The 23,187-nt window shown below is 54.4% G+C and carries 21 protein-coding genes; 16 read left to right on the forward strand and 5 right to left on the reverse strand.

Features of this window, described 5'->3' with window-relative positions:
* The first annotated feature begins 162 nt into the window (after window positions 1-162).
* A complete protein-coding gene (gene metE, locus RDN66_RS19505) occupies window positions 163-2,424 on the forward strand; it encodes a 5-methyltetrahydropteroyltriglutamate--homocysteine S-methyltransferase (protein ID WP_115074968.1) in 2,262 nt (753 codons plus the stop codon).
* A gap of 45 nt (window positions 2,425-2,469) precedes the next feature.
* Here metE and RDN66_RS19510 read toward each other — a convergent pair whose 3' ends face one another.
* On the reverse strand, window positions 2,470-3,282 hold the full coding sequence (locus tag RDN66_RS19510; protein ID WP_202216790.1) for a dienelactone hydrolase family protein: 813 nt from the start codon (window positions 3,280-3,282) through the stop codon (window positions 2,470-2,472).
* A 237-nt stretch (window positions 3,283-3,519) separates the two neighbouring features.
* On the opposite strand from RDN66_RS19510, the gene udp reads away from it, so the two are divergent.
* The gene (gene udp / locus RDN66_RS19515; RefSeq protein WP_035894418.1) at window positions 3,520-4,281 is read left to right on the forward strand and encodes a uridine phosphorylase; all 762 of its coding nucleotides are present in this window, start codon (window positions 3,520-3,522) and stop codon (window positions 4,279-4,281) included.
* A 47-nt stretch (window positions 4,282-4,328) separates the two neighbouring features.
* Here the strand turns inward: udp and RDN66_RS19520 are convergent, their stop codons facing one another.
* The gene (locus RDN66_RS19520; protein WP_035894419.1) at window positions 4,329-4,766 is read right to left on the reverse strand and encodes a CZB domain-containing protein; all 438 of its coding nucleotides are present in this window, start codon (window positions 4,764-4,766) and stop codon (window positions 4,329-4,331) included.
* 416 nt (window positions 4,767-5,182) lie between these two features.
* Here RDN66_RS19520 and rmuC point away from each other — a divergent pair, with 416 nt between their 5' ends.
* The 8 genes from rmuC to tatD all read left to right on the forward strand — a co-directional run bounded on the left by rmuC (window position 5,183) and on the right by tatD (window position 12,278).
* Window positions 5,183-6,592 (forward strand): DNA recombination protein RmuC, encoded by a 1,410-nt coding sequence (gene rmuC, locus RDN66_RS19525; protein WP_202216789.1) that lies wholly within the window; start codon window positions 5,183-5,185, stop codon window positions 6,590-6,592.
* A gap of 100 nt (window positions 6,593-6,692) precedes the next feature.
* Entirely contained in the window at window positions 6,693-7,448 is a 756-nt protein-coding gene (gene ubiE, locus RDN66_RS19530; RefSeq protein ID WP_202216788.1) for a bifunctional demethylmenaquinone methyltransferase/2-methoxy-6-polyprenyl-1,4-benzoquinol methylase UbiE, read from the forward strand.
* A gap of 14 nt (window positions 7,449-7,462) precedes the next feature.
* On the forward strand, window positions 7,463-8,068 hold the full coding sequence (locus tag RDN66_RS19535) for an SCP2 domain-containing protein (RefSeq protein ID WP_202216787.1): 606 nt from the start codon (window positions 7,463-7,465) through the stop codon (window positions 8,066-8,068).
* A complete protein-coding gene (gene ubiB, locus RDN66_RS19540; RefSeq protein WP_202216786.1) occupies window positions 8,065-9,705 on the forward strand; it encodes a ubiquinone biosynthesis regulatory protein kinase UbiB in 1,641 nt (546 codons plus the stop codon). Before RDN66_RS19535 ends, ubiB begins: the two co-directional genes overlap by 4 nt.
* Window positions 9,706-9,906: 201 nt before the next feature.
* Entirely contained in the window at window positions 9,907-10,161 is a 255-nt protein-coding gene (tatA, locus tag RDN66_RS19545) for a Sec-independent protein translocase subunit TatA (RefSeq protein WP_035894425.1), read from the forward strand.
* A gap of 3 nt (window positions 10,162-10,164) precedes the next feature.
* Window positions 10,165-10,686: a Sec-independent protein translocase protein TatB gene (gene tatB / locus RDN66_RS19550; protein ID WP_035894426.1), complete on the forward strand. Its 522-nt coding sequence runs from the start codon at window positions 10,165-10,167 to the stop codon at window positions 10,684-10,686.
* A 2-nt stretch (window positions 10,687-10,688) separates the two neighbouring features.
* On the forward strand, window positions 10,689-11,453 hold the full coding sequence (gene tatC / locus RDN66_RS19555) for a Sec-independent protein translocase subunit TatC (RefSeq protein WP_035894427.1): 765 nt from the start codon (window positions 10,689-10,691) through the stop codon (window positions 11,451-11,453).
* A gap of 30 nt (window positions 11,454-11,483) precedes the next feature.
* Entirely contained in the window at window positions 11,484-12,278 is a 795-nt protein-coding gene (tatD, locus tag RDN66_RS19560; protein ID WP_167540414.1) for a 3'-5' ssDNA/RNA exonuclease TatD, read from the forward strand.
* Between the two features lies 1 nt (window position 12,279).
* Here tatD and rfaH read toward each other — a convergent pair whose 3' ends face one another.
* On the reverse strand, window positions 12,280-12,768 hold the full coding sequence (gene rfaH, locus RDN66_RS19565; protein WP_035894429.1) for a transcription/translation regulatory transformer protein RfaH: 489 nt from the start codon (window positions 12,766-12,768) through the stop codon (window positions 12,280-12,282).
* A 163-nt stretch (window positions 12,769-12,931) separates the two neighbouring features.
* Between rfaH and ubiD the strand changes: the two genes are divergently transcribed.
* On the forward strand, window positions 12,932-14,410 hold the full coding sequence (gene ubiD / locus RDN66_RS19570; RefSeq protein ID WP_035894430.1) for a 4-hydroxy-3-polyprenylbenzoate decarboxylase: 1,479 nt from the start codon (window positions 12,932-12,934) through the stop codon (window positions 14,408-14,410).
* Window positions 14,411-14,497: 87 nt separating this feature from the next.
* Window positions 14,498-15,199 carry an NAD(P)H-flavin reductase gene (fre, locus tag RDN66_RS19575; RefSeq protein WP_035894431.1) on the forward strand — a complete coding sequence of 234 codons (702 nt, stop codon included), beginning with the start codon at window positions 14,498-14,500 and terminating at the stop codon, window positions 15,197-15,199.
* A gap of 172 nt (window positions 15,200-15,371) precedes the next feature.
* On the opposite strand, the gene fadA is transcribed toward fre, so the two are convergent.
* Complete coding sequence (fadA, locus tag RDN66_RS19580) at window positions 15,372-16,535, reverse strand: acetyl-CoA C-acyltransferase FadA (RefSeq protein ID WP_035894432.1); 1,164 nt, start codon at window positions 16,533-16,535, stop codon at window positions 15,372-15,374.
* 9 nt (window positions 16,536-16,544) lie between these two features.
* The gene (fadB, locus tag RDN66_RS19585; protein WP_202216784.1) at window positions 16,545-18,734 is read right to left on the reverse strand and encodes a fatty acid oxidation complex subunit alpha FadB; all 2,190 of its coding nucleotides are present in this window, start codon (window positions 18,732-18,734) and stop codon (window positions 16,545-16,547) included.
* A 191-nt stretch (window positions 18,735-18,925) separates the two neighbouring features.
* Here fadB and pepQ point away from each other — a divergent pair, with 191 nt between their 5' ends.
* Genes pepQ through hemG form a run of 4 tightly spaced genes read left to right on the forward strand, consistent with a single transcriptional unit; the run spans window position 18,926 to window position 22,911 of the window.
* On the forward strand, window positions 18,926-20,257 hold the full coding sequence (pepQ, locus tag RDN66_RS19590; RefSeq protein WP_035894434.1) for a Xaa-Pro dipeptidase: 1,332 nt from the start codon (window positions 18,926-18,928) through the stop codon (window positions 20,255-20,257).
* Window positions 20,257-20,871, forward strand: a complete 615-nt coding sequence (locus RDN66_RS19595; protein WP_202216783.1) for an IMPACT family protein — start codon at window positions 20,257-20,259, stop codon at window positions 20,869-20,871. The genes pepQ and RDN66_RS19595 overlap by 1 nt, the downstream gene beginning before the upstream one ends.
* 42 nt (window positions 20,872-20,913) lie before the next feature.
* Window positions 20,914-22,365, forward strand: a complete 1,452-nt coding sequence (gene trkH / locus RDN66_RS19600) for a Trk system potassium transporter TrkH (RefSeq protein ID WP_035894436.1) — start codon at window positions 20,914-20,916, stop codon at window positions 22,363-22,365.
* Between the two features lie 12 nt (window positions 22,366-22,377).
* Window positions 22,378-22,911, forward strand: coding sequence for a menaquinone-dependent protoporphyrinogen IX dehydrogenase (gene hemG, locus RDN66_RS19605; RefSeq protein WP_202216782.1), 534 nt, complete (start codon window positions 22,378-22,380; stop codon window positions 22,909-22,911).
* Window positions 22,912-23,187: the final 276 nt, after the last annotated feature.

Here is a 23,187-nt window from a genome sequence, read left to right on the forward strand (position 1 = left end):
ACATCTGGACGGCTAAAATCCTTCGTCTTTTAAATTTATGGTGCGTTGGCTGCGTTTATTCACCCCAGTCACTTACTTAAGTAAGCTCCCGGGGATTCATAAACTTGCCGCCTTCCCTAAATTGAAAATCCAAAGGATTTCAACAATTAAGAGAGGCATATGATGACTATTCAAAACCACACCCTCGGTTTCCCTCGCGTTGGACTGCGTCGCGAGCTGAAAAAAGCGCAAGAGAGCTATTGGGCGGGTAACGCCTCCCGTGAAGAACTGCTGGCCGTTGGCCGCGAGCTGCGTGCCCGTCATTGGGAGCAGCAGAAGCAAGCGGGTATCGACCTGCTGCCGGTGGGCGATTTCGCCTGGTACGATCATGTACTGACCACCAGTCTGCTGTTAGGTAACGTCCCGGCTCGCCATCAGAACAACGATGGTTCTGTCGATATCGACACCCTATTCCGTATTGGCCGTGGCCGCGCACCGACCGGTGAACCTGCGGCGGCGGCAGAAATGACCAAATGGTTTAACACCAACTATCACTACATGGTGCCTGAGTTCACCAAAGGACAGCAGTTCAAACTGACCTGGACCCAACTGCTGGACGAAGTCGACGAAGCGCTAGCGCTCGGCCACAACGTGAAGCCTGTCCTGCTCGGGCCGGTAACCTATCTGTGGCTGGGGAAAGTGAAAGGTGAGCAGTTTGACCGTCTGACCCTGCTAAACGACATCCTGCCGGTGTACCAGCAGGTACTGGCCGAGCTGGCTAAACGCGGTATTGAGTGGGTACAGATTGATGAACCAGCGCTGGTTCTCGAACTGCCGCAGGCGTGGCTGAACGCTTTTAAACCAGCCTATGATGCGCTGCAGGGGCATGTGAAGCTGCTGCTCACCACCTATTTCGAAGGCGTGACGCCGAATCTGGACACCATCGCCGCGCTGCCGGTGCAAGGACTGCATGTTGATTTGGTACACGGTAAAGATGACGTTGACGCGCTACATCAGCGCCTGCCGGGGGATTGGCTGCTCTCCGCTGGTCTGATTAATGGTCGTAACGTCTGGCGCGCCGATCTCACCGAAAAGTATGCGCAGATTAAAGCGCTGGTTGGAAAACGTGAACTCTGGGTCGCCTCTTCCTGCTCCCTGCTGCACAGCCCTATCGACCTGAGCGTTGAAACCCGTCTGGATGCGGAAGTGAAGAGCTGGTTCGCCTTCGCCCTGCAAAAATGCGGTGAGCTGGCGCTGCTTCGCGATGCGTTGAATACCGGCAACGCGGCGGCGCTGGTCGAGTGGAGCGCGCCGATTCAGGCTCGTCGTCACTCAACCCGCGTACACAATGCGGCGGTGGAACAGCGTTTGGCGGCGATTACTGCCAAAGATAGCCAGCGCACGAGCGCCTACCCGGAGCGCGCTGAAGCGCAGCGTGCGCGCTTTAACCTGCCCGCGTGGCCAACCACAACCATTGGCTCATTCCCGCAAACCACGGAAATCCGCAGTCTGCGTCTGGACTTCAAAAAGGGCAACCTGGATGCCAACCACTACCGCACCGGGATCGCCGAACATATCAAGCAGGCGATTATTGAGCAGGAGCGTCTGGGCCTTGATGTGCTGGTGCACGGTGAAGCCGAGCGTAACGACATGGTAGAATATTTCGGTGAACACCTCGATGGCTTCGTCTTCACCCAGAACGGCTGGGTGCAGAGCTACGGTTCCCGCTGTGTGAAGCCACCGATCGTCATCGGCGATGTTAGCCGCCCGGAAGCGATCACCGTGGAGTGGGCGAAGTACGCCCAGTCTCTGACCGACAAGCCGGTGAAAGGTATGCTGACCGGCCCGGTCACGATTCTTTGCTGGTCCTTCCCGCGTGAAGACGTGACCCGCGAAACTATTGCTAAGCAGATTGCCTTGGCGCTGCGTGATGAGGTGGCGGATCTGGAAGCGGCCGGCATTGGTATTATTCAGATTGACGAACCGGCGCTGCGTGAAGGTCTGCCGTTACGTCGCAGCGACTGGGCGGCCTATCTGGAGTGGGGCGTGGAAGCTTTCCGTATCAACGCGGCGGTGGCGAAAGACGATACTCAAATCCACACTCACATGTGTTACTGCGAATTCAACGACATCATGGATTCTATTGCGGCGCTGGATGCGGATGTGATTACCATTGAAACCTCCCGTTCAGACATGGAGCTTCTGGAGTCGTTTGAAGAGTTCGACTACCCGAACGAAATCGGGCCGGGCGTTTATGATATTCACTCACCGAACGTACCGAGCGTGGAGTGGATTGAAGCCCTGCTGAAAAAAGCGGAGCAGCGTATTCCGGCAGAACGTTTGTGGGTGAACCCGGACTGCGGTCTGAAAACTCGCGGCTGGCCAGAAACCCGCGCGGCGCTGGCGAACATGGTAAAAGCGGCGCAAAACCTGCGTCAGGCGTAAAAAATGAAACGGAGGCATTGGCCTCCGTTTCGCTCTATATAAGGCTTAGCCTTTTTTCCCATTGTACTGCGCAAACCATGCCAGCATGCGCTGCCAGCCGTCTTTGGCCGACTCTTCATGATAGCTTGGGCGATAATCAGCGTTAAACGCATGCCCGGCTTCTGGATAAACCACGATGTCTGCTTTCGCATTGGCCGCGCGCAGGGCATGACGCATGGTTTCGACGGACTCCAGCGGGATCCCGGTATCCTCTCCACCGTACAGCCCCAGCACCGGCGCGCTCAGATCGACGGCGACATCTATTGGGTTTTTTGGGTTGTTCAGCGTTTTATCACCGACCAGACGGCCATACCAGGCAACGGCGGCTTTCAACTGCGGGTTGTGCGCGGCATAGAGCCACGTAATGCGCCCACCCCAGCAAAAGCCGGTGATGCCCAAGCGGCTGGCGTCACCACCGTTACGCGCAGCCCAACTGGCAACGTGATCGAGGTCGGCCAGAACCTGCGCATCGGGAACTTTTGAGACCAGGCCAGCAAACAGTGTAGGGATGTCAGCGTAATCATTAGGATCGCCCTGACGGAAGTAGAGCTCTGGTGCGATCGCCAGATAACCCTCCAGCGCCAGACGGCGGCAAATATCACGGATGTGTTCGTGGACACCAAAAATCTCCTGCACTACGATGATTATCGGCAGCGGCGCGTCGCTGTGCTTGGGGCGCGCGTGGTACGCCGGCAACATCTCACCTTGTGAAGGAATAGACGTTTCTCCGGCTGAGATGCTCTCGTCGGAGGTATGAACAGCGGTTGAGGTATGAGGCGAAGCAGCAGGGGCAAATCCAGGTTGTTTGTTGATTGTCATGGCATTCTCCGTACCCTTTTAATGAACTCATAGCTGAATCACAGTGCCTGAATGCGGCGTATTTTTGTGCAGCAGGTGATAACAATAACTTGTTAATGTGATGTGAATCACTAATTGCGTGGAATTTAATGTAATATTTTTAATTCTTAGTGATGGTAGTCACGAAAAGATGTTGTGGTCTTCTATAAAGTACATTTTTGCTTCTTCTGACAAAACTGAACCACAGAGGAGTTCTTTATGTCCAAGTCTGATGTTTTTCATCTCGGCCTCACCAAAAGTGACCTTCAAGGGGCTACGCTGGCCATCGTCCCTGGTGACCCGGAACGTGTGGAAAAGATCGCCGCGCTGATGGAAAAGCCGGTAAAACTGGCATCTCACCGTGAATTCACTTCCTGGCGTGCCGAGCTCGACGGCAAGTCAGTGATCGTTTGCTCTACCGGCATCGGTGGACCATCCACTTCTATCGCCGTGGAAGAGCTGGCGCAACTGGGTATTCGTACTTTCCTGCGCGTGGGTACCACTGGCGCTATTCAGCCGAATATTAACGTCGGTGACGTACTGGTCACGACGGCTTCCGTTCGTCTGGACGGGGCGAGCCTACATTTTGCACCGATGGAATATCCAGCTGTTGCTGACTTCGCGTGTACGACTGCACTGGTAGAAGCGGCGAAATCAGTAGGCGCGACCACTCATGTGGGCGTTACCGCCTCTTCTGACACCTTCTACCCGGGTCAGGAACGCTATGACACCTTCTCCGGTCGCGTAGTAAGAAACTTCAAAGGCTCCATGGAAGAGTGGCAGTCAATGGGCGTGATGAACTACGAGATGGAGTCCGCGACGCTGCTGACCATGTGCTCAAGCCAGGGTCTGCGCGCAGGGATGGTTGCTGGGGTTATCGTTAACCGTACCCAGCAGGAAATCCCAAATGCTGAGACCATGAAGCAGACTGAAAGCCACGCGGTGAAAATCGTGGTGGAAGCGGCACGCCGCCTGCTGTAATCAGGTCTGAGATGATTGAAGGCCTCATTATGAGGCCTTTTTTGTATTTAGCGCTGTGAGGCTTCCAGCAATGCGCCAAGCGACAGTCCTACTTCTTCAGACAATGGCATTAGATCATTACTGACGGCGGCGAAGGCATCCAGAAAATGGCCTTTCTGATGTAACGCAACGATATTCCCAGCGCATTGATGAAATTTTGCATGCAGAATGCGGAAGTGTTCGTATTCAGGATAGTTGGCGAATGATGCACCTTCGTTGTATATCCATTTCCCTACCTGGCAGACTGCATCGCTGGAAACCTGCGTAATATCAAAATCGTGTCCTCTATTCTCACGCAATGCAGTTAACCAACGTTCTCGCCAGGCAATATGATAGGCAATTGCCTCTTCGAGTATCAGACCATTTAAGTTTTGCTTCTCCCTGGGGACTCCAAGAGCGGCATCTTCTCCGGCAATTCTTTTTTTTATCCATGTCCCAAATTCCATAATATTCTCCGTTAGTTATTGTGTTCATTGAGGTGATAAAATAAAGCAGTGATTCAGCGTTTATTTAAATTAGAGCTGTAAAATAAAAAACAAGAATCAGAGGTTTATTGATATTTTGTATATTAGTGGCGCCAGTGTCTGAGTGGGAACTAATTTTCGATAGATTATCTTGAATGTTTTTGTCAGGCAATAAAAACGCAGTGGTAATTTGTGACACGCTTTTGTTTTAATGTATTAAAATATATTTCTCTACTCTATTTTATTTGTTTAAAATAAAATTACTTATTTTTGAATTTACCTTATGAATATTTAATAATGATTTTTGCGCTGAGCCTCGCAGGAAACCGCTTTAAAACTGGACGTTTATACAGCACAATTCTATTTTGTGCAGATAACGGGTTCAAGCAGGAGGCGTTGTGGATATTGCCGTAGTGATTTATGCGTTGGTCGCGCTGGCGGGCATAGCGATTGGCTGGCTGGCCGCAAGCTATCGTGTTGCGCAGCAGCGGGCCGAACAACTAGCTGAAGAGCGTGATGTGTACGCTGAGCTTAGCGCGGCAAAACAGCAAATTGCCCAGAACGCCCATTGGCGTGAAGAGTGCGAACTGCTCAACAACGAACTGCGCAGCCTGCGAGAAATCAACTCGTCGCTGGAAGTTGATCTACGAGAGGTCACTACGCTGCTGGAGACCACGCGGCAGCACGGTGATGAAAAATACCGTTTGATGCTCAACAGCGAACAGCGTCTGAGCGAGCAGTTTGAAAATCTCGCGAACCGTATTTTTGAGCAGAGCAACCGTCGGGTGGAGGAGCAAAATCGCCAGAGCTTACATGGTCTCCTTACGCCGCTTCGTGAACAGCTTGATGGTTTTCGCCGTCAGGTTCAGGAAAGTTTTGGTCAGGAGGCGCGCGAGCGTCACACCCTGGCGCATGAAATTCGCAACCTCCAGCAGCTCAATGCCCAGATGGCGCAGGAAGCGGTTAACCTGACCCGCGCGCTAAAAGGCGACAACAAAACCCAGGGGAACTGGGGTGAAGTGGTGCTCACGCGTGTGCTGGAGGCATCTGGTCTGCGTGAAGGGCACGAATATGAAACTCAGGTGAGTATCAACACCGATGCCAATTCCCGTATGCAGCCTGACGTTATCGTGCGCCTGCCGCACCGCAAAGACGTGGTGGTGGATGCCAAAATGACGCTGGTGGCCTACGAGCGCTACTTTAACGCCGAAGATGATTACACCCGCGAAGCCGCGCTGCAGGAGCATATTGCCGCAGTGCGTAACCACATTCGGATGCTGGGGCGCAAAGATTACCAGCAGCTCCCGGGGCTGCGTTCACTGGACTATGTCCTGATGTTTATTCCCGTCGAACCGGCATTCCTGCTGGCGCTGGACCGCCAGCCCGAGCTTATCAGCGAAGCGCTCAAAAACAATATCATGCTGGTGAGCCCGACCACGCTGCTGGTGGCGCTGCGGACAATCGCCAATCTCTGGCGCTATGAGCATCAAAGCCGAAATGCGCAGCATATTGCTGAACGCGCGAGCCGCTTATATGACAAAATGCGCCTTTTCGTGGATGACATGTCGGCCATTGGCCAGAGTATCGATAAAGCGCAGGAAAACTACCGGCAGGCGATGAAAAAGCTCACTTCCGGGCGCGGCAACCTGCTAACGCAGGCCGAAGCGTTCCGCCACCTTGGGGTGGAGGTAAAACGCGAGATTAATCCGGAACTGGTTGAACAGGCGACGGCACAGGACGATGATTTTCGTCTGCGTGACGACACAGACACGAATGATGACAATCCGTTAGCCGCAGAACGTCGCTAAGACGCTCGCCGCACGGGTTTGGTAACGGGGTGGAATCGTAGGGCAATTGCGTCCAATCTGTTACACTCCATGAACATTTTCTTGATAAGCAGGCATAGAGATGGTTGAGGATTCACAAGAAACGACGCACTTTGGCTTTCAAACAATCGCCAAATCACAGAAAGAAAACATGGTGGCGCATGTCTTCCATTCTGTCGCCGCAAAATACGATGTGATGAATGATCTGATGTCATTCGGTATTCATCGTCTCTGGAAGCGTTTTACCATTGATTGCAGCGGCGTGCGCCGTGGACAGACGGTCCTCGATCTGGCGGGCGGCACCGGTGACCTGACGGCAAAATTTTCGCGTATGGTCGGTGAAACCGGCCGCGTGGTGCTGGCAGATATTAACGACTCCATGCTCAAAATGGGGCGTGAGAAACTGCGTAATATCGGCGTAGTAGGTAATGTGGAATACGTACAGGCTAACGCCGAAGCGCTGCCGTTCCCGGATAATACCTTTGACTGCATCACCATCTCTTTTGGTCTGCGTAACGTCACCGACAAAGACAAAGCGCTGCGTTCAATGTATCGCGTACTGAAGCCTGGTGGGCGCCTGCTGGTGCTGGAGTTCTCCAAGCCGGTTATCGACCCACTGAGCAAAGCTTACGATGCCTACTCGTTCCACATTCTGCCGCGTATTGGCGAAATGGTGGCGAACGATGCAGAAAGCTATCGCTATCTGGCGGAATCTATTCGTATGCACCCCGATCAGGACACCCTGAAAGGGATGATGCAAAACGCCGGGCTTGAAAACGTTGAATACTTCAACCTGACAGCCGGGATTGTCGCGCTGCATCGCGGCTATAAATTCTGATAAGCGGGGGCCATATGCCTTTAAAACCCTTAGTGACCGGCAGTATTGAAACCGCCATTAATGCGCTGCTATGGCGCGAAAAAGCGTTGAAACCTGCCCGTCAGCGTCTTATCGGAAAAGTATTACGCATTGAGCTGAAAGAGTTTTCTTCTCCGCTGGTGCTGATTTTTAGTGAGCGTCAGGTTGACGTGATCGGCGCGTGGGACGGCGAGGCGGATTGCACCGTTATTACCCGTGTTAGCGTATTGCCTCAACTGCGCAACCGTCAGCAGCTCACGGCGCTCATCCGCAATAACGACCTGGAAGTGCAGGGCGATCTTCAGGTAGTGCAAAACCTGGTTTCGCTGGCGGATCTGGCGGAGTTCTCTCCTGCAGAACTGCTGGCGCCCTATACCGGCGATGTGGCAGCAGAGGGGATCAGCAAAGCGCTGCGCGGTGGGGCGAAGTTCATTCAGCACGGGCTGGCACGCCAGCAGCGCTATGTGGCGGAAACCCTGACTGAAGAGTGGCGACTGGCTCCCGGCGCGCTGGAAGTGGCCTGGTTTGCGGAAGAAACAACGGCCGTTGAACGTGATGTTGCCGCGCTGACGAAACGGTTGGAAAAACTGGAGGGGAAATGACGCCAGGAGAATTACGGCGCCTGTATTTTATCATCCGCACCTTTTTGAGTTACGGGCTTGATGAGCTCATTCCCAAAATGCGTATCACGCTGCCGCTGCGCATTGGGCGGCGGCTGCTGTTCTGGATGCCGAATCGCCATAAGGATAAATCGTTAGGCGAACGTCTGCGTCTGGCATTACAGGAGCTTGGCCCGGTATGGATCAAGTTTGGGCAGATGCTCTCTACCCGCCGCGACCTTTTCCCTCCGCAAATTGCCGACCAGCTCATCATGCTGCAAGACCGCGTGGCACCGTTCGACGGTAAGCTGGCGAAACAGCAGATTGAAAAATCGATGGGCGATATTCCCGTTGAAAGCTGGTTTGATGATTTTAGCATCGAGCCGCTGGCTTCGGCCTCCATTGCCCAGGTGCACACTGCTCGCCTGAAAGAGAACGGCAAAGAGGTGGTCATTAAGGTTATCCGCCCGGATATTTTGCCGATTATCAAAGCGGACATGAAGCTTATCTATCGCCTGGCGCGCTGGGTACCTCGCCTGCTGCCGGACGGTCGTCGTCTGCGCCCGCTTGAAGTGGTGCGTGACTATGAAAAAACGCTCATTGACGAACTGAACCTGCTGCGCGAAGCGGCAAACGCCATTCAGCTGCGCCGTAACTTCGAAAACAGCCCGATGCTATACGTGCCGGAAGTCTATTCCGACTACTGCCGCGTTGACATGCTGGTGATGGAGCGCATCTACGGTATTCCGGTCTCTGACGTAGAAACACTGGAAAAACAGAATACCAATATGAAACTGCTGGCCGAACGCGGCGTGCAGGTCTTCTTCACCCAGGTGTTCCGCGACAGCTTCTTCCACGCGGACATGCACCCGGGGAATATTTTCGTCAGCTATGAGCACCCGGAAGACCCGCAGTACATCGGCATCGACTGCGGTATCGTTGGCTCGCTCAACAAAGACGACAAGCGCTATCTGGCGGAAAACTTTATTGCCTTCTTTAACCGCGATTACCGTAAGGTGGCAGAACTGCACGTCGATTCAGGCTGGGTTCCTGCGGACACCAACGTGGAAGAATTTGAGTTTGCTATCCGCACCGTCTGTGAGCCGATTTTTGAAAAACCGCTGGCTGAGATCTCCTTCGGCCACGTGCTGCTGAACCTGTTTAACACCGCCCGACGCTTCAATATGGAAGTTCAGCCGCAGCTGGTGTTGCTACAAAAGACATTACTTTACGTAGAAGGGGTAGGACGTCAGCTCTATCCTCAGTTAGATTTATGGAAGACGGCGAAGCCTTTCCTTGAGTCATGGCTGAAAGACCAGGTTGGTATTCCGGCATTGGTTCGCGCACTGAAGGACAAAGCGCCGTTCTGGATTGAAAAGATGCCGGAACTGCCGGAGCTGGTATATGACAGCCTTCGTCAGAGTAAGCAGGTTCAGGCGAGCCTTGAGAAACTCTCGCAGAATCTGACGACGCATCATACCCGTCAGGGGCAATCGCGTTATCTCTTTGGTATAGGCGCGGTTTTACTCCTGAGCGGTACAATATTGCTAGTTAATCGCCCGGAATGGGGCCTGACACCCGCATGGCTTATGGCCGGAGGGCTGGTGGTATGGTTCGCCGGGTGGCGGAAGACGCGCTGAATTATGCGTCGCTAAGAGAGCGTTGCATAACGTATAATGCGCGCTGATTATTTCATCATCTATGCACAAAATCATTCAAGCTGCATCAAGGCGGCAAGTGAGTGAATCCTCAGGAGCTTACTGTAGTAAGTGACTGGGGTGAACGAACGCAGCCAACGCAGAGGCAGCTTGAAGGATGAAGTGTATATCAGAGGGACATGTATGGGTGGTATTAGTATTTGGCAGTTGCTGATTATCGTCGTTATCGTAGTTCTGCTTTTCGGGACTAAAAAGCTGAGCTCACTGGGATCCGATTTAGGTTCGTCTATCAAAGGCTTTAAAAAAGCCATGAGTGATGAAGACGACACCAAAAACAAAGCGGACCAGGATGCAGATTTCACTGCAAAATCAATCACTGATAAGCAGGAAAGTGCAAAGAAAGACGAAGCGAAACGCCACGACAACGAGCAGGTGTAATTCGTGTTTGATATTGGTTTCAGTGAACTGCTGCTGGTGTTTATTATTGGCCTTGTTGTGCTTGGGCCAAAACGCTTACCGGTAGCAGTGAAGACGGTTGTTGGCTGGATCCGCGCGCTGCGCTCTCTGGCAACAACCGTACAAAACGAGCTGACGCAGGAGCTTAAACTCCAGGAATTTCAGGACAGCCTGAAAAAAGTGGAGAAAGCGAGTCTGGATAACCTGACGCCAGAACTGAAGGCCTCCATGGACGAGCTGCGTGAAGCTGCAGAGTCGATGAAGCGTTCTTATACGGCGAACGACCCTGAAAAGGCGAGCGACGAGGCCAATACCATCCATAACCCGGTGGTGAAGGATAAGGACGCTGTGAAGCCGGAAGTTGCTGAGCCGCACGTTGACGAGCCTAAAGCATCGTCGGCGGAGGCACCTGCGCCTGACGCCGAGGCAGTAAAGCCTGTAGAGAAAGAGAAAGTCCCTGCGGCCGCTGTTCCTGATTCATCCCCCGCATCGAGTGATAAACCGTAAACATGAGCGTAGAAGATACTCAACCGCTGATCGCTCATTTGATTGAGCTGCGCAAGCGCCTGCTCAACTGCATCATTGCGGTCATCGTGATTTTCCTGGCGTTGGTCTACTTCGCCAATGACATCTATCAGATGGTCTCCGCCCCGCTGATTAAGCAGATGCCGGCAGGCGCGACGATGATTGCCACCGACGTGGCGTCGCCGTTCTTTACGCCTATCAAGCTGACCTTTATGGTCTCGCTGATTCTGTCCGCCCCGGTCATCCTGTATCAGGTTTGGGCATTTGTAGCGCCTGCGCTGTACAAGCATGAACGTCGATTGGTCGTGCCGCTGCTGGTTTCCAGTACTCTACTGTTCTACATCGGCATGGCGTTCGCCTACTTTGTGGTGTTCCCGCTGGCATTTGGCTTCCTGACGCATACCGCGCCGGAAGGGGTGCTGGTCTCGACCGATATTAAGAGCTACCTCGATTTTGTCATGTCGCTGTTCATTGCGTTCGGCGTGTCGTTCGAGGTGCCGGTGGCGATTGTGCTGCTTTGCTGGGTGGGTGTTACCACGCCGGACGATCTGCGGAAAAAACGCCCGTACGTGCTGGTTGGCGCCTTCGTTGTTGGCATGCTGCTAACGCCGCCGGATGTGTTCTCGCAAACGCTGCTGGCGATTCCGATGTACTGTTTGTTCGAAGTGGGGGTTTTCTTCTCTCGCTTCTACGCTGGGAAGCGGCTAACGCGTGATGAAGACGCGGAAGAAGAACAAGCTGAAGAATAATCACCAACCGCCCGCCAGGGCGGTTGTCATATGGGAGTGATGATGTTTGACATTGGGGTCAATCTGACCAGCTCACAGTTTGCTCGCGATCGCGATGAAGTGGTCGCACGAGCACGCACCGCCGGTGTACACGGCATGCTGCTAACGGGCACAAACCTTCACGAAAGCGAAGAAGCGCAGCGGCTGGCTGAACGCTTTGAATGCTGCTGGTCTACCGCTGGCGTGCATCCGCATGATGCCAGCAGTTGGTCTGCGGAAGTCGCTGAAGCCATCTACACGCTGGTCAATAAGCCGGAAGTGGTGGCGGTGGGCGAGTGTGGTCTCGATTTTAATCGCAACTTCTCTACGCCAGCCGAGCAGGAAGTGGCGTTTACCGCGCAGCTGGCAATGGCCGCTGAACTCGGCATGCCGGTGTTTCTACACTGCCGCGACGCGCACGACCGTTTTCTCACCCTGCTGGAACCGTGGCTCGACCATCTACCTGGCGCGGTGCTGCACTGTTTTACCGGAACGCGGCATGAAGCGCAGGCGTGCCTGGATCGCGGGCTGTCGATTGGCATTACCGGCTGGGTATGCGATGAGCGTCGTGGACTCGAACTTCGCGAACTGCTGCCGATGATTCCGGCGGACAGGTTACTGCTGGAAACGGATGCACCGTACCTGCTGCCGCGCGATATGATGCCAAAGCCAGCCTCACGGCGTAATGAACCTGCCTACGTGACGCATATTCTGGAGCGGGTTGCGAATTGGCGCGGTGAAGAGGCGCAATGGCTGGAAGCCGTCACGGACAATAACGCCAGACGGCTGTTTAATATCCACTTTTAAGTCAGGCTTTGCGGAAATCGGTGTTTTTAACGCTCTGCTTAATCTGTTTATTCAGCAGGTTGAGCAGCAGCATTGAACGTGCTTCACCGTCCGGCTCGGCAAAGATTGCCTGCAGCCCTTCGAATGCACCTTCGGTGATCACCACGCTGTCGCCAGGGTACGGCGTTTCCGGGTCGGTAATATCGTCAGGTTTATAAATGGAAAGCTGATGGATAACCGAAGACGGCACCGTTGCCGGGCTCATCCCAAAACGAACAAAATGGCTGACGCCGCGGGTGGCGTTGATGGTGGTGGTGTGAATAACCTCAGGGTCAAATTCCACAAACAGATAGTTCGGGAACAGCGGCTCACTGACTGACGTGCGTTTCCCTCGCACCATTTTCTCCAGGGTGATCATTGGCGTCAGGCAGTTGACCGCCTGTCGTTCCAGATGTTCCTGGGCACGCTGAAGTTGCCCGCGTTTGCAGTATAGTAAGTACCAGGCTTGCATAATGACTCATTTCCGCTGTTTAGCGCGAAAGCATAACAAAAGTACGGCTAAATCGCGATGTTGATTATTACTGCCTTGATTTACTTTAATTTAACAAAAATACAGCATCACAGGACCATTCGCCGTATACTAAGGCGCTTACCAGGAGGCCAAGAATTACCCCATGAAATACCATGACCTACGCGACTTTCTGACATTGCTCGAACAGCAGGGCGAGCTAAAACGTATTAGCCTCCCGGTTGATCCCCATCTGGAAATTACCGAAATTGCCGATCGCACGCTGCGTGCCGGTGGTCCAGCGCTGCTGTTTGAAAATCCAAAGGGTTACGACATGCCAGTGCTGTGCAACCTGTTCGGCACGCCTAGGCGCGTCGCGATGGGGATGGGGCAGGAAGATGTCAGCGCATTGCGCGAAGTGGGTAAGCTCTTAGCCTTTCTGAAAGAACCGGAGCCGCCGAAAGGCTTCCGCGACCTGTTCGACAAGCTGCCGCAGTTTAAGCAGGTGTTGAACATGCCAACCAAACGCCTGCGCGGCGCCCCTTGCCAGCAAAAGATTATCGCCGGTGATGACGTTGATTTGTCCCGCATTCCGGTGATGACCTGCTGGCCAGAAGATGCCGCGCCGCTGATTACCTGGGGTCTGACGGTGACCCGTGGCCCGCATAAAGAGCGGCAGAACCTGGGTATCTATCGCCAGCAGGTGATTGGCAAAAACAAACTGATTATGCGCTGGCTGTCGCATCGAGGCGGCGCGCTGGACTTCCAGGAGTGGTGTGCGGCGCATCCGGGCGAACGCTTCCCGGTATCCGTTGCGCTTGGCGCTGACCCGGCGACCATTCTGGGCGCGGTAACGCCGGTGCCGGATACGCTCTCTGAGTATGCTTTTGCGGGCCTGCTGCGCGGTACTAAAACGGAAGTGGTGAAGTGTATTTCTAACGATCTGGAAGTGCCCGCCAGCGCGGAAATCGTGCTGGAAGGGTATATCGAGATTGGCGAGATGGCACCGGAAGGCCCGTATGGCGACCATACCGGTTATTACAACGAAGTGGATAGCTTCCCGGTCTTCACCGTCACGCATATTACCCAGCGTGAAGATGCTATCTACCACTCCACGTATACCGGTCGTCCGCCGGATGAACCCGCGGTGCTGGGCGTGGCGCTGAATGAAGTCTTCGTGCCAATCCTGCAAAAACAGTTCCCGGAGATTGTTGATTTCTACCTGCCGCCGGAAGGGTGTTCCTATCGCCTTGCCGTGGTGACGATGAAAAAACAGTATGCGGGGCATGCAAAACGCGTAATGATGGGTGTATGGTCGTTTTTACGCCAATTTATGTACACAAAATTCGTGATTGTCTGCGATGATGACGTCAACGCACGCGACTGGAACGATGTGATATGGGCGATTACCACCCGAATGGATCCCGCTCGGGATACGGTTCTGGTCGAGAACACGCCGATTGATTATCTGGATTTCGCCTCGCCGGTTTCCGGCCTGGGGTCGAAAATGGGCCTGGATGCCACCAATAAATGGCCTGGGGAAACCCAGCGCGAATGGGGCCGTCCTATTAAGAAGGATCCCGCCGTTACGGCGCGTATCGATGAAATCTGGGACGAGCTGGCCATTTTTTCCGACGATAAATGATAATGATCTCCTTTGAGAACTTCACGCCGCAGACAACGCATCCGCAGCGTGAAGTGTGATGAGGAAAAGACCCGACAGAGGGAGCGCATGACAACCTTAAGCTGTAAAGTGACCTCGGTGGACGCCATTACCGATACGGTATATCGCGTTCGTTTAGTACCCGAAGCTGACTTCTCATTTCGTGCCGGGCAGTACCTGATGGTCGTAATGGATGAACGTGACAAGCGCCCGTTCTCTATGGCTTCTACGCCGGATGAAAAGGCGTTTATTGAGCTGCATATCGGCGCGTCAGAGCTGAACCTGTACGCCATGGCGGTAATGGACCGCATCCTCAAAGAACGTGAAGTGGTTGTCGATATCCCACACGGTGAAGCCTGGCTGCGTGAAGAAGACGATCGTCCGTTAGTGCTGATTGCTGGCGGCACCGGCTTCTCTTATGTGCGTTCAATTCTGCTGACCGCATTGACGCAAAACCCGAACCGCGAAGTGGCGATTTACTGGGGTGGCCGTGAAGAGAAGCATCTGTACGATCTCTCTGAGCTGGAAGCACTGTCGGTAAATCATCCGAACCTGCGCGTGGTGCCGGTAGTTGAGCAACCGGAAGAAGAGTGGCGCGGACGTTCTGGTACCGTACTGACGGCGGTACTGCAAGATTATGGCACGCTGGCGAATCACGATATTTATATCGCTGGTCGTTTTGAAATGGCGAAGATTGCCCGTGACCTGTTCTGCAACGAACGTCAGGCGCGTGAAGATCGCCTGTTCGGCGATGCGTTTGCCTTTATCTGATAAGCAATAAAAAACCCGCCCCTGACAGGCGGGAAGAACGGCAACTAAACTTTGTTGTGTTGTCGACCTGTGCGACGCTTGCGTCGCCATCCGGCGTGTTTGCCGGTGGCGCTGTGCTTGCCCGGCAAACCATAACGGTATACTGCGCGCCCCGACTAACGGGGCGCGTTTTTTATACGCGCTCGATAACCGTCGCGATGCCCTGACCTAACCCGATGCACATGGTCGCCAGACCAAACTGGACATCCTTGCGCTCCATCAGGTTCAGCAGGGTGGTGCTGATACGCGTACCGGAGCACCCGAGCGGGTGGCCCAGCGCGATCGCGCCGCCGTTAAGGTTTATCTTCTGGTCAATCTGTTCCATCAGCCCCAGATCCTTAATGCATGGCAGGATCTGCGCGGCAAACGCTTCGTTCATCTCAAACAGATCGATATCGTTCGCGGTCAGGCCGGCTTTCTTCAGCGCCAGCTTCGAGGCCGGAACCGGGCCGTAACCCATAATGGATGGGTCGCAGCCGACCACCGCCATCGAACGGATACGCGCGCGCGGCGTTAAGCCCAGCTCGCGAGCGCGGCTTTCGCTCATCACCAGCATGGCGGAAGCGCCGTCGGAAAGTGCAGAAGAGGTGCCTGCCGTTACCGTTCCCGTCACCGGGTCGAAGGCCGGTTTCAGCGTTGAAAGCGCTTCAACGGTGGTCTCCGGACGAATGACCTCATCATAGTTAAACTGCTTCAGTACGCCGTCTGCATCATGGCCGCCGGTCGGAATGATTTCATTCTTAAAGGCACCAGATTGTGTTGCAGCCCAGGCGCGAGCGTGGGAACGAGCGGCAAACGCGTCCTGCATTTCACGGCTGATACCGTGCATACGGGAGAGCATTTCAGCCGTGAGTCCCATCATGCCTGCGGCTTTCGCCACGTTACGGCTCATGCCCGGGTGGAAATCGACGCCGTGGCTCATTGGCACGTGGCCCATATGCTCTACGCCGCCAACCAGACAGACCTGTGCGTCGCCGGTCATGATCATGCGGGCCGCATCGTGCAGCGCCTGCATGGAAGAACCACACAGACGGTTCACGGTCACTGCCGGTACTGAATGCGGGATTTCCGCCAGCAGCGACGCGTTACGGGCGATGTTAAAGCCTTGCTCCAGCGTCTGCTGCACGCAGCCCCAGTAGATGTCGTCGATGGCGGCCGCTTCCAGCGCGGGGTTACGCGCCAGCAGGCTGCGCATCAGGTGCGCGGAGAGATCCTCGGCGCGCACGTTACGGAACGCACCGCCTTTGGAACGGCCCATCGGGGTACGAATTGCATCAACAATAACAACCTGTTCCATCGTGACTCCTTAAGCCGTTTTCAGCTCACCAGCCGGACGGGCTGGCTCAACTGGAGGATAATACGCTTCGTTATGGCGCGCTTTGTCGCGCAGGCCGGCCGGGACTTCATACAACGGACCGAGGTGCTGATATTGCTGCGCCATATCAAGGTACTTCGCGCTGCCGAGCGTATCCAGCCAGCGGAACGCGCCGCCGTGGAATGGAGGGAAGCCCAGGCCGTAGACCAGCGCCATGTCGGCTTCTGCCGGGCTGGCGATAATGCCTTCTTCCAGGCAACGCACCACTTCGTTGACCATTGGGATCATCATGCGGGCAATGATCTCGTCGTCGCTGAAGTCGCGCTTCGGCTGGCTAACGTCTGCCAGCAGGCTATCGACCGCCGCGTCTTCTTCTTTCTTCGGTTTGCCTTTGCTGTCTTCTTTATAGCGCCAGAAGCCCAGGCCGTTTTTCTGGCCGTAGCGGCTGGCGTCGAACAACGCATCGATAGCGTCGCGATAATCTTTTTGCATACGCTGAGGGAAACCGGCCGCCATCACCGCCTGCGCGTGGTGCGCGGTATCAATCCCGACCACGTCGAGCAGGTAGGCTGGGCCCATCGGCCAACCAAACTGTTTCTCCATGACCTTATCAACCTTGCGGAAGTCCGCGCCGTCGCGCAGCAACTGGCTGAAACCAGCAAAGTACGGGAACAGTACGCGGTTAACGAAGAAGCCAGGGCAGTCGTTGACCACGATAGGTGTTTTGCCCATCTGGCTCGCCCAGGCGACCACTTTCGCAATGGTGCTTTCTGAAGTTTTCTTACCGCGGATGATTTCAACCAGCGGCATACGGTGCACCGGGTTGAAGAAGTGCATACCGCAGAAGTTTTCCGGGCGCTCCAGCGCATCGGCCAGTTCACCGATAGGAATAGTTGAGGTGTTAGAAGCCAGCACGGTATCCGGGCGCACTTTCTGCTCGGTCTCTGCCAGTACCGCTTTTTTCACCTTCGGGTTTTCCACGACGGCTTCAACGACCACATCAACGCGGTCGAAACCGGCATACTCCAGCGTCGGCTGAATAGTTGAAATCACGCTTGCCAGCTTCAGACCGTTGATTTTGCCGCGTTCAAGCTGCTTGTTGAGCAGTTTGCTGGCTTCGGTCATGCCGAGGGTCAGCGATTTTTCATTAATATCCTTCATGATAACCGGCACGCCTTTCCAGGCAGACTGGTAAGCGATCCCGCCACCCATGATGCCTGCACCCAGTACGGCGGCATGTTTTGGCGGTTCGATGTGTTTGGTCAGTTTCTTAGCCTGACCTTTTACGTATTGATCGTTGAGGAAAATACCGACCAGCGCACGGGCTTCATTAGAGTGGGCCAGTGGAACAAAACTTTTGTTTTCCAGATTGAGCGCTTCCTCGCGGCCAAAGCGCGCGGCGGCTTCAATCGTTTTCACCGCCGTGATTGGCGCCGGGTAGTGTTTACCCGCCGTCTGCATCACCATCGCTTTAGCAATAGAGAAACTCATGGTGGCTTCAATCTTGCTGAGCTTCAGCGGCTCAAGTTTCGGCTGACGCTTGGCTTTCCAGTCGAGGTCGCCGTTAATCGCCTGACGCAGTACTGCCAGCGCGCCATCGATTAGTTTTTCCTGCTTCACGACGCCGTCGACCAGGCCAATCTTCAGCGCTTGATCGGCACCGACATCTTTACCGGCGGCGATGATTTCCAGTGCACTATCGGCACCCAGCAGACGCGGCATACGCACAGAGCCGCCAAAGCCCGGCATGATGCCCAGCTTGGTTTCCGGCAGACCGATACGCAGATCTGGCGTTGCCAGACGGTAGTCGGTGGCCAGCACGCATTCGCAGCCGCCGCCTAGCGCATAGCCGTTGACGGCAGAGATAGTTGGGACCGGCAAATCTTCCAGACGGTTGAAGACGCTGTTGGCGAAGTGCAGCCACTGGCTGAACTGTTCTTCTGGCACCAGGAACAGCGAAAGGAATTCGGTGATATCCGCGCCGACAATAAAGGCCGCCTTTTCAGAGCGCAGCAGCAGCCCCTTCAGCTCTTTTTGTTTTTCGAGGACGTCGAGCGCCTGCCCGAGGCTGGCTACGGTTGCGGTATCTAATTTGTTAACTGAGCCTGGGGCATCGAACACCAGTTCGGCAATGCCATCTTCTAGCCAGTTGAGGTACAGGGTGTCGCCTTTGTAGAGCATGTCAGTCTCCTGAATCCAGCAAAGTGATCTGGTCATACCAGATAATCAGGAGTGTGTATTTTGTGTTAAATAAATGCAAATAAGACTTTAAATATTTGCTGGTCGGATCACGTCCGGCGGAAATCACGCAGGGTGGGAGAGGTGTGCTAATATGCGGTGACTAAAGGGTAAAAAAATCAAAAGGGTAAATCATGGAATCACTGGCCGCACTCTATAAAAATCATATTGTTACCTTACAAGAGCGAGCACGTAACGCACTCGACCGTTTCAAACTCGATGCGCTGCTTATCCACTCTGGCGAGCTGATGAATGTTTTTCTGGATGACCACGCGTACCCGTTCAAGGTCAACCCGCAGTTCAAAGCATGGGTGCCGGTGACTCAGGTGCCAAACTGCTGGCTGCTGGTGGACGGCGTTAATAAACCGAAGCTGTGGTTCTACCTGCCGGTTGATTACTGGCACAACGTCGAACCGCTGCCGACCTCGTTCTGGACAGAAGAGGTTGAAGTCATTGCGCTGCCAAAAGCGGACGGCATTGGCAGTCAGCTGCCCGCTGCACGTGGCAACATCGGCTATATTGGTCCGGTTCCGGAGCGTGCGCTGGGCTTGGGCATTGCCGCGAGCAACATCAACCCGAAAGGGGTGATTGACTACCTGCACTATTATCGCGCCTATAAGACTGACTATGAGCTGGCGTGTATGCGTGAAGCGCAGAAGATGGCGGTCAACGGCCACCGTGCGGCAGAAGAAGCCTTCCGTTCCGGCATGAGTGAGTTTGATATCAACCAGGCCTATCTGACGGCTACCGGTCATCGCGATACCGATGTGCCTTACGGCAATATCGTGGCGCTGAACGAGCATGCGTCGGTGCTGCACTACACCAAGCTGGATCACCGCGCACCAGCTGAAATCCGCAGCTTCCTGCTGGATGCTGGGGCGGAATATAACGGCTATGCCGCTGACCTTACCCGTACCTGGGCGGCACACAGCGACAATGAATTTGCTCAGTTGATTAAAGATGTGAACACTGAACAGCTGGCGCTGATTGCCACCATGAAGGCGGGCACCAGCTACGTGGATTACCACATCCAGTTCCATCAGCGTATCGCCAAACTGCTGCGTAAGCATCAGATAGTCACCGATATGAGCGAAGAAGCGATGGTCGAAAATGACCTGACTGGACCGTTTATGCCGCACGGTATTGGCCACCCGCTGGGCCTGCAGGTGCATGACGTCGCTGGTTTTATGCAGGATGACACCGGCACGCATCTGGCAGCACCGTCTAAGTATCCATACCTGCGCTGCACCCGCGTGCTGCAACCCGGCATGGTGCTGACCATCGAACCGGGCATCTACTTTATTGAGTCTCTGCTCGCGCCGTGGCGTGAAGGTCAGTTCAGCAAGCACTTCAACTGGCAGAAAATTGAAGCGCTGAAGCCGTTTGGCGGCATTCGTATTGAAGATAACGTGGTTATTCACGAGAACAATATCGAAAACATGACGCGTGACCTGAAACTGGCGTAATGGAAAGCTGGCGAATACCGGCCGAGCCGGTCACCTTTGTTGAAGAGATAAAGAAGAGTCGTTTCATCACCCTGTTGGCGCACACCGACGGGGTGGTGGCGGCGAAAGTGTTCGTTGAGTCTGTACGTGCTGAACACCCGGATGCCCGCCACCACTGCGTGGCGTGGGTGGCGGGTCGACCGGATGATTCACAGCAGCTTGGCTTCTCTGATGATGGTGAACCGGCGGGTACGGCCGGTAAACCGATGCTCGCTCAGCTGATGGGCAGCGGTGTCGGTGAAATCACCGCCGTAGTGGTTCGCTACTACGGTGGTATCTTGTTAGGTACCGGTGGGCTGGTAAAAGCCTACGGCGGTGGCGTGCAGCAGGGGCTCAATCTGCTGACAACGCAGATCAAAACGCCGTTAACCGAATATACTCTGCTATGTGAATACGGGCAGCTTGCGGGCATTGAGTCGCTGGTTGGGCAGTATGCCGGGCAGATTGTTGCCAGTGATTATCAGGCGTCGGTACAGCTCCGTATCGCGCTGCCGCAGGCAAAAGTGCATGATTTTTCCGCAAGACTGGCGGATTTTAGTCGTGGTTCATTGCAATTGTTGGCGATTGACGAATAATCCCCCTCCTGACTTTTTTGATTATCAAAGGACGCGCCGGAAATGCATTTTCGTGCCATTACTCGAATTGTTGGACTTCTGGTCATCTTATTCTCGGGGACAATGATCCTCCCGGGATTGGTGGCTCTGATTTACCGCGATGGCGCCGGGCGCGCATTTACTCAAACCTTTTTTGTCGCGCTGGTGATTGGTTCGCTGCTGTGGTGGCCGAACCGTCGGGAGAAGGGCGAACTGAAATCGCGCGAAGGCTTCCTGATTGTTGTTCTGTTCTGGACGGTGCTGGGCAGCGTGGGTGCGCTACCGTTTATCTTCTCTGAACAGCCGAACCTGACGGTCACCGATGCGTTCTTTGAATCGTTCTCCGGTTTAACAACCACCGGGGCGACCACGCTGGTGGGGCTGGACTCGCTGCCCCACGCCATCCTTTTCTATCGACAAATGCTGCAGTGGTTTGGCGGGATGGGGATCATTGTGCTGGCGGTGGCAATCCTGCCTATTCTTGGCGTAGGTGGGATGCAGCTATATAGAGCGGAAATGCCGGGGCCGCTGAAGGACAACAAGATGCGCCCGCGAATTGCCGAAACGGCGAAAACGCTGTGGCTCATTTACGTACTATTAACTGTGGCCTGTGCGCTGGCGCTGTGGTTTGCCGGGATGCCCGCGTTTGATGCGATTGGCCACAGCTTTGCGACTATTGCCATCGGCGGCTTCTCCACGCATGACGCCAGCGTTGGCTTCTTTAATAGTCCCACCATCAATACCATTATTGCTATCTTCCTGCTGATCTCCGGCTGTAACTACGGCCTGCACTTCTCTTTATTAAGTGGACGCAGCCTGAAGGTGTACTGGCGTGACCCGGAATTCCGCATGTTTATCGGGGTACAACTGACGCTGGTGATTATCTGCACCCTGGTGCTGTGGTTCCATGACATCTATAGCTCGGCGGTGACGACGCTTAACCAGGCGTTCTTCCAGGTGGTCTCGATGGCGACGACCGCGGGCTTTACTACCGACAGCATCGCGCGCTGGCCGCTGTTCCTGCCGGTTCTTCTTTTATGTTCCGCCTTTATCGGTGGCTGTGCAGGTTCAACGGGTGGTGGTTTGAAGGTCATTCGTATCCTGCTGCTGTTCAAACAGGGGAACCGCGAGCTGAAACGCCTGGTTCACCCGAATGCGGTCTACAGCATTAAACTGGGTAACCGTGCGCTTCCGGAACGTATCCTTGAGGCGGTATGGGGATTCTTCTCCGCCTACGCGCTGGTCTTTATTATTAGCATGCTGGCAATCATCGCGACCGGCGTGGATGACTTCTCTGCGTTTGCCTCTGTGGTGGCGACGTTGAACAACCTCGGCCCTGGGCTCGGCGTGGTGGCGGATAACTTTGCCAGCATGAATCCGGTGGCGAAGTGGATCCTGATTGCGAATATGCTGTTTGGTCGTCTTGAGGTCTTTACGCTGCTGGTGCTGTTTACCCCAACATTCTGGCGCGAATAACAGGAGTCAGCGTTGAAAACATTAATGCTCTTTTCTACCCGTGATGGGCAGACGCGCGAAATTGCGGCCTATCTTTGCTCGCAGCTCAGTGAGTTGGGTGTGGATACCGCTATGGTGGACTTGAATCGTACGGAAAGTATTGATTGGCAGCTGTATGACCGGGTGGTGATTGGCGCTTCTATTCGTTACGGCCATTTCCATTCTGCGCTCGATCGTTTTGTTAAGAAGAACACGACGGCGCTGCAGGCGATTCCGAGCGCGTTCTTTGCGGTGAATCTGGTAGCACGCAAACCAGAGAAGCGTTCTCCGCAGACCAACAGCTATACACGTAAGTTCCTGCTGCGTTCACCATGGCAGCCAAACGCCTGCGCCGTGTTCGCTGGCGCGCTACGTTACCCTCGCTATCGCTGGTTTGACCGCTTTATGATTCGCCTCATTATGAAGATGACCGGTGGGGAAACGGATACCAGTAAAGAAGTGGTGTATACCGACTGGGAGCAGGTGGCCGGATTTGCCAAAGAATTAGCGCAACTTTCGCCCAAATAGGGTGCTAAATCGACGCATTGCCTGGAAAGTGAGCGAACGAAAAGTTTTTTAAGATTTATGCTTGCGGGATCTCAATTACTCCCTATAATGCGGCCCCACTGAGACGGAACAACGGCAAACAAGCCGCCGGGTCAGCGAGGTTCTCCAGAGAATCTCAACAGAGAAAAGCGAAATTAAACGCTTGACTCTGAAAGAGGAAAGCGTAATATACGCCACCTCGCAACAGTGAGCGAAAGCCGTGTTGCACTGCTCTTTAACAATTTATCAGACAATCTG

Origin of the sequence: uncultured Kluyvera sp. (assembly GCF_902485085.1) — a bacterium.
Lineage (GTDB): Bacteria > Pseudomonadota > Gammaproteobacteria > Enterobacterales > Enterobacteriaceae > Kluyvera > Kluyvera ascorbata.

Excerpts from the sequence above, each read along its gene's own strand:
- ubiE (WP_202216788.1), top strand. The coding sequence starts at position 6,693 with ATGGTTGAGGATTCACAAGAAACGACGCACTTTGGCTTTCAAACAATC.
- metE (WP_115074968.1), top strand. The coding sequence starts at position 163 with ATGACTATTCAAAACCACACCCTCGGTTTCCCTCGCGTTGGACTGCGT.
- ubiB (WP_202216786.1), top strand. The coding sequence starts at position 8,065 with ATGACGCCAGGAGAATTACGGCGCCTGTATTTTATCATCCGCACCTTT.
- ubiD (WP_035894430.1), top strand. The coding sequence starts at position 12,932 with ATGAAATACCATGACCTACGCGACTTTCTGACATTGCTCGAACAGCAG.
- trkH (WP_035894436.1), top strand. The coding sequence starts at position 20,914 with ATGCATTTTCGTGCCATTACTCGAATTGTTGGACTTCTGGTCATCTTA.
- tatC (WP_035894427.1), top strand. The coding sequence starts at position 10,689 with ATGAGCGTAGAAGATACTCAACCGCTGATCGCTCATTTGATTGAGCTG.
- fre (WP_035894431.1), top strand. The coding sequence starts at position 14,498 with ATGACAACCTTAAGCTGTAAAGTGACCTCGGTGGACGCCATTACCGAT.
- pepQ (WP_035894434.1), top strand. The coding sequence starts at position 18,926 with ATGGAATCACTGGCCGCACTCTATAAAAATCATATTGTTACCTTACAA.
- RDN66_RS19535 (WP_202216787.1), top strand. The coding sequence starts at position 7,463 with ATGCCTTTAAAACCCTTAGTGACCGGCAGTATTGAAACCGCCATTAAT.
- RDN66_RS19595 (WP_202216783.1), top strand. The coding sequence starts at position 20,257 with ATGGAAAGCTGGCGAATACCGGCCGAGCCGGTCACCTTTGTTGAAGAG.
- RDN66_RS19520 (WP_035894419.1), bottom strand. The coding sequence starts at position 4,766 with ATGGAATTTGGGACATGGATAAAAAAAAGAATTGCCGGAGAAGATGCC.
- rfaH (WP_035894429.1), bottom strand. The coding sequence starts at position 12,768 with ATGCAAGCCTGGTACTTACTATACTGCAAACGCGGGCAACTTCAGCGT.
- udp (WP_035894418.1), top strand. The coding sequence starts at position 3,520 with ATGTCCAAGTCTGATGTTTTTCATCTCGGCCTCACCAAAAGTGACCTT.
- RDN66_RS19510 (WP_202216790.1), bottom strand. The coding sequence starts at position 3,282 with ATGACAATCAACAAACAACCTGGATTTGCCCCTGCTGCTTCGCCTCAT.
- tatD (WP_167540414.1), top strand. The coding sequence starts at position 11,484 with ATGGGAGTGATGATGTTTGACATTGGGGTCAATCTGACCAGCTCACAG.
- fadB (WP_202216784.1), bottom strand. The coding sequence starts at position 18,734 with ATGCTCTACAAAGGCGACACCCTGTACCTCAACTGGCTAGAAGATGGC.
- tatA (WP_035894425.1), top strand. The coding sequence starts at position 9,907 with ATGGGTGGTATTAGTATTTGGCAGTTGCTGATTATCGTCGTTATCGTA.
- fadA (WP_035894432.1), bottom strand. The coding sequence starts at position 16,535 with ATGGAACAGGTTGTTATTGTTGATGCAATTCGTACCCCGATGGGCCGT.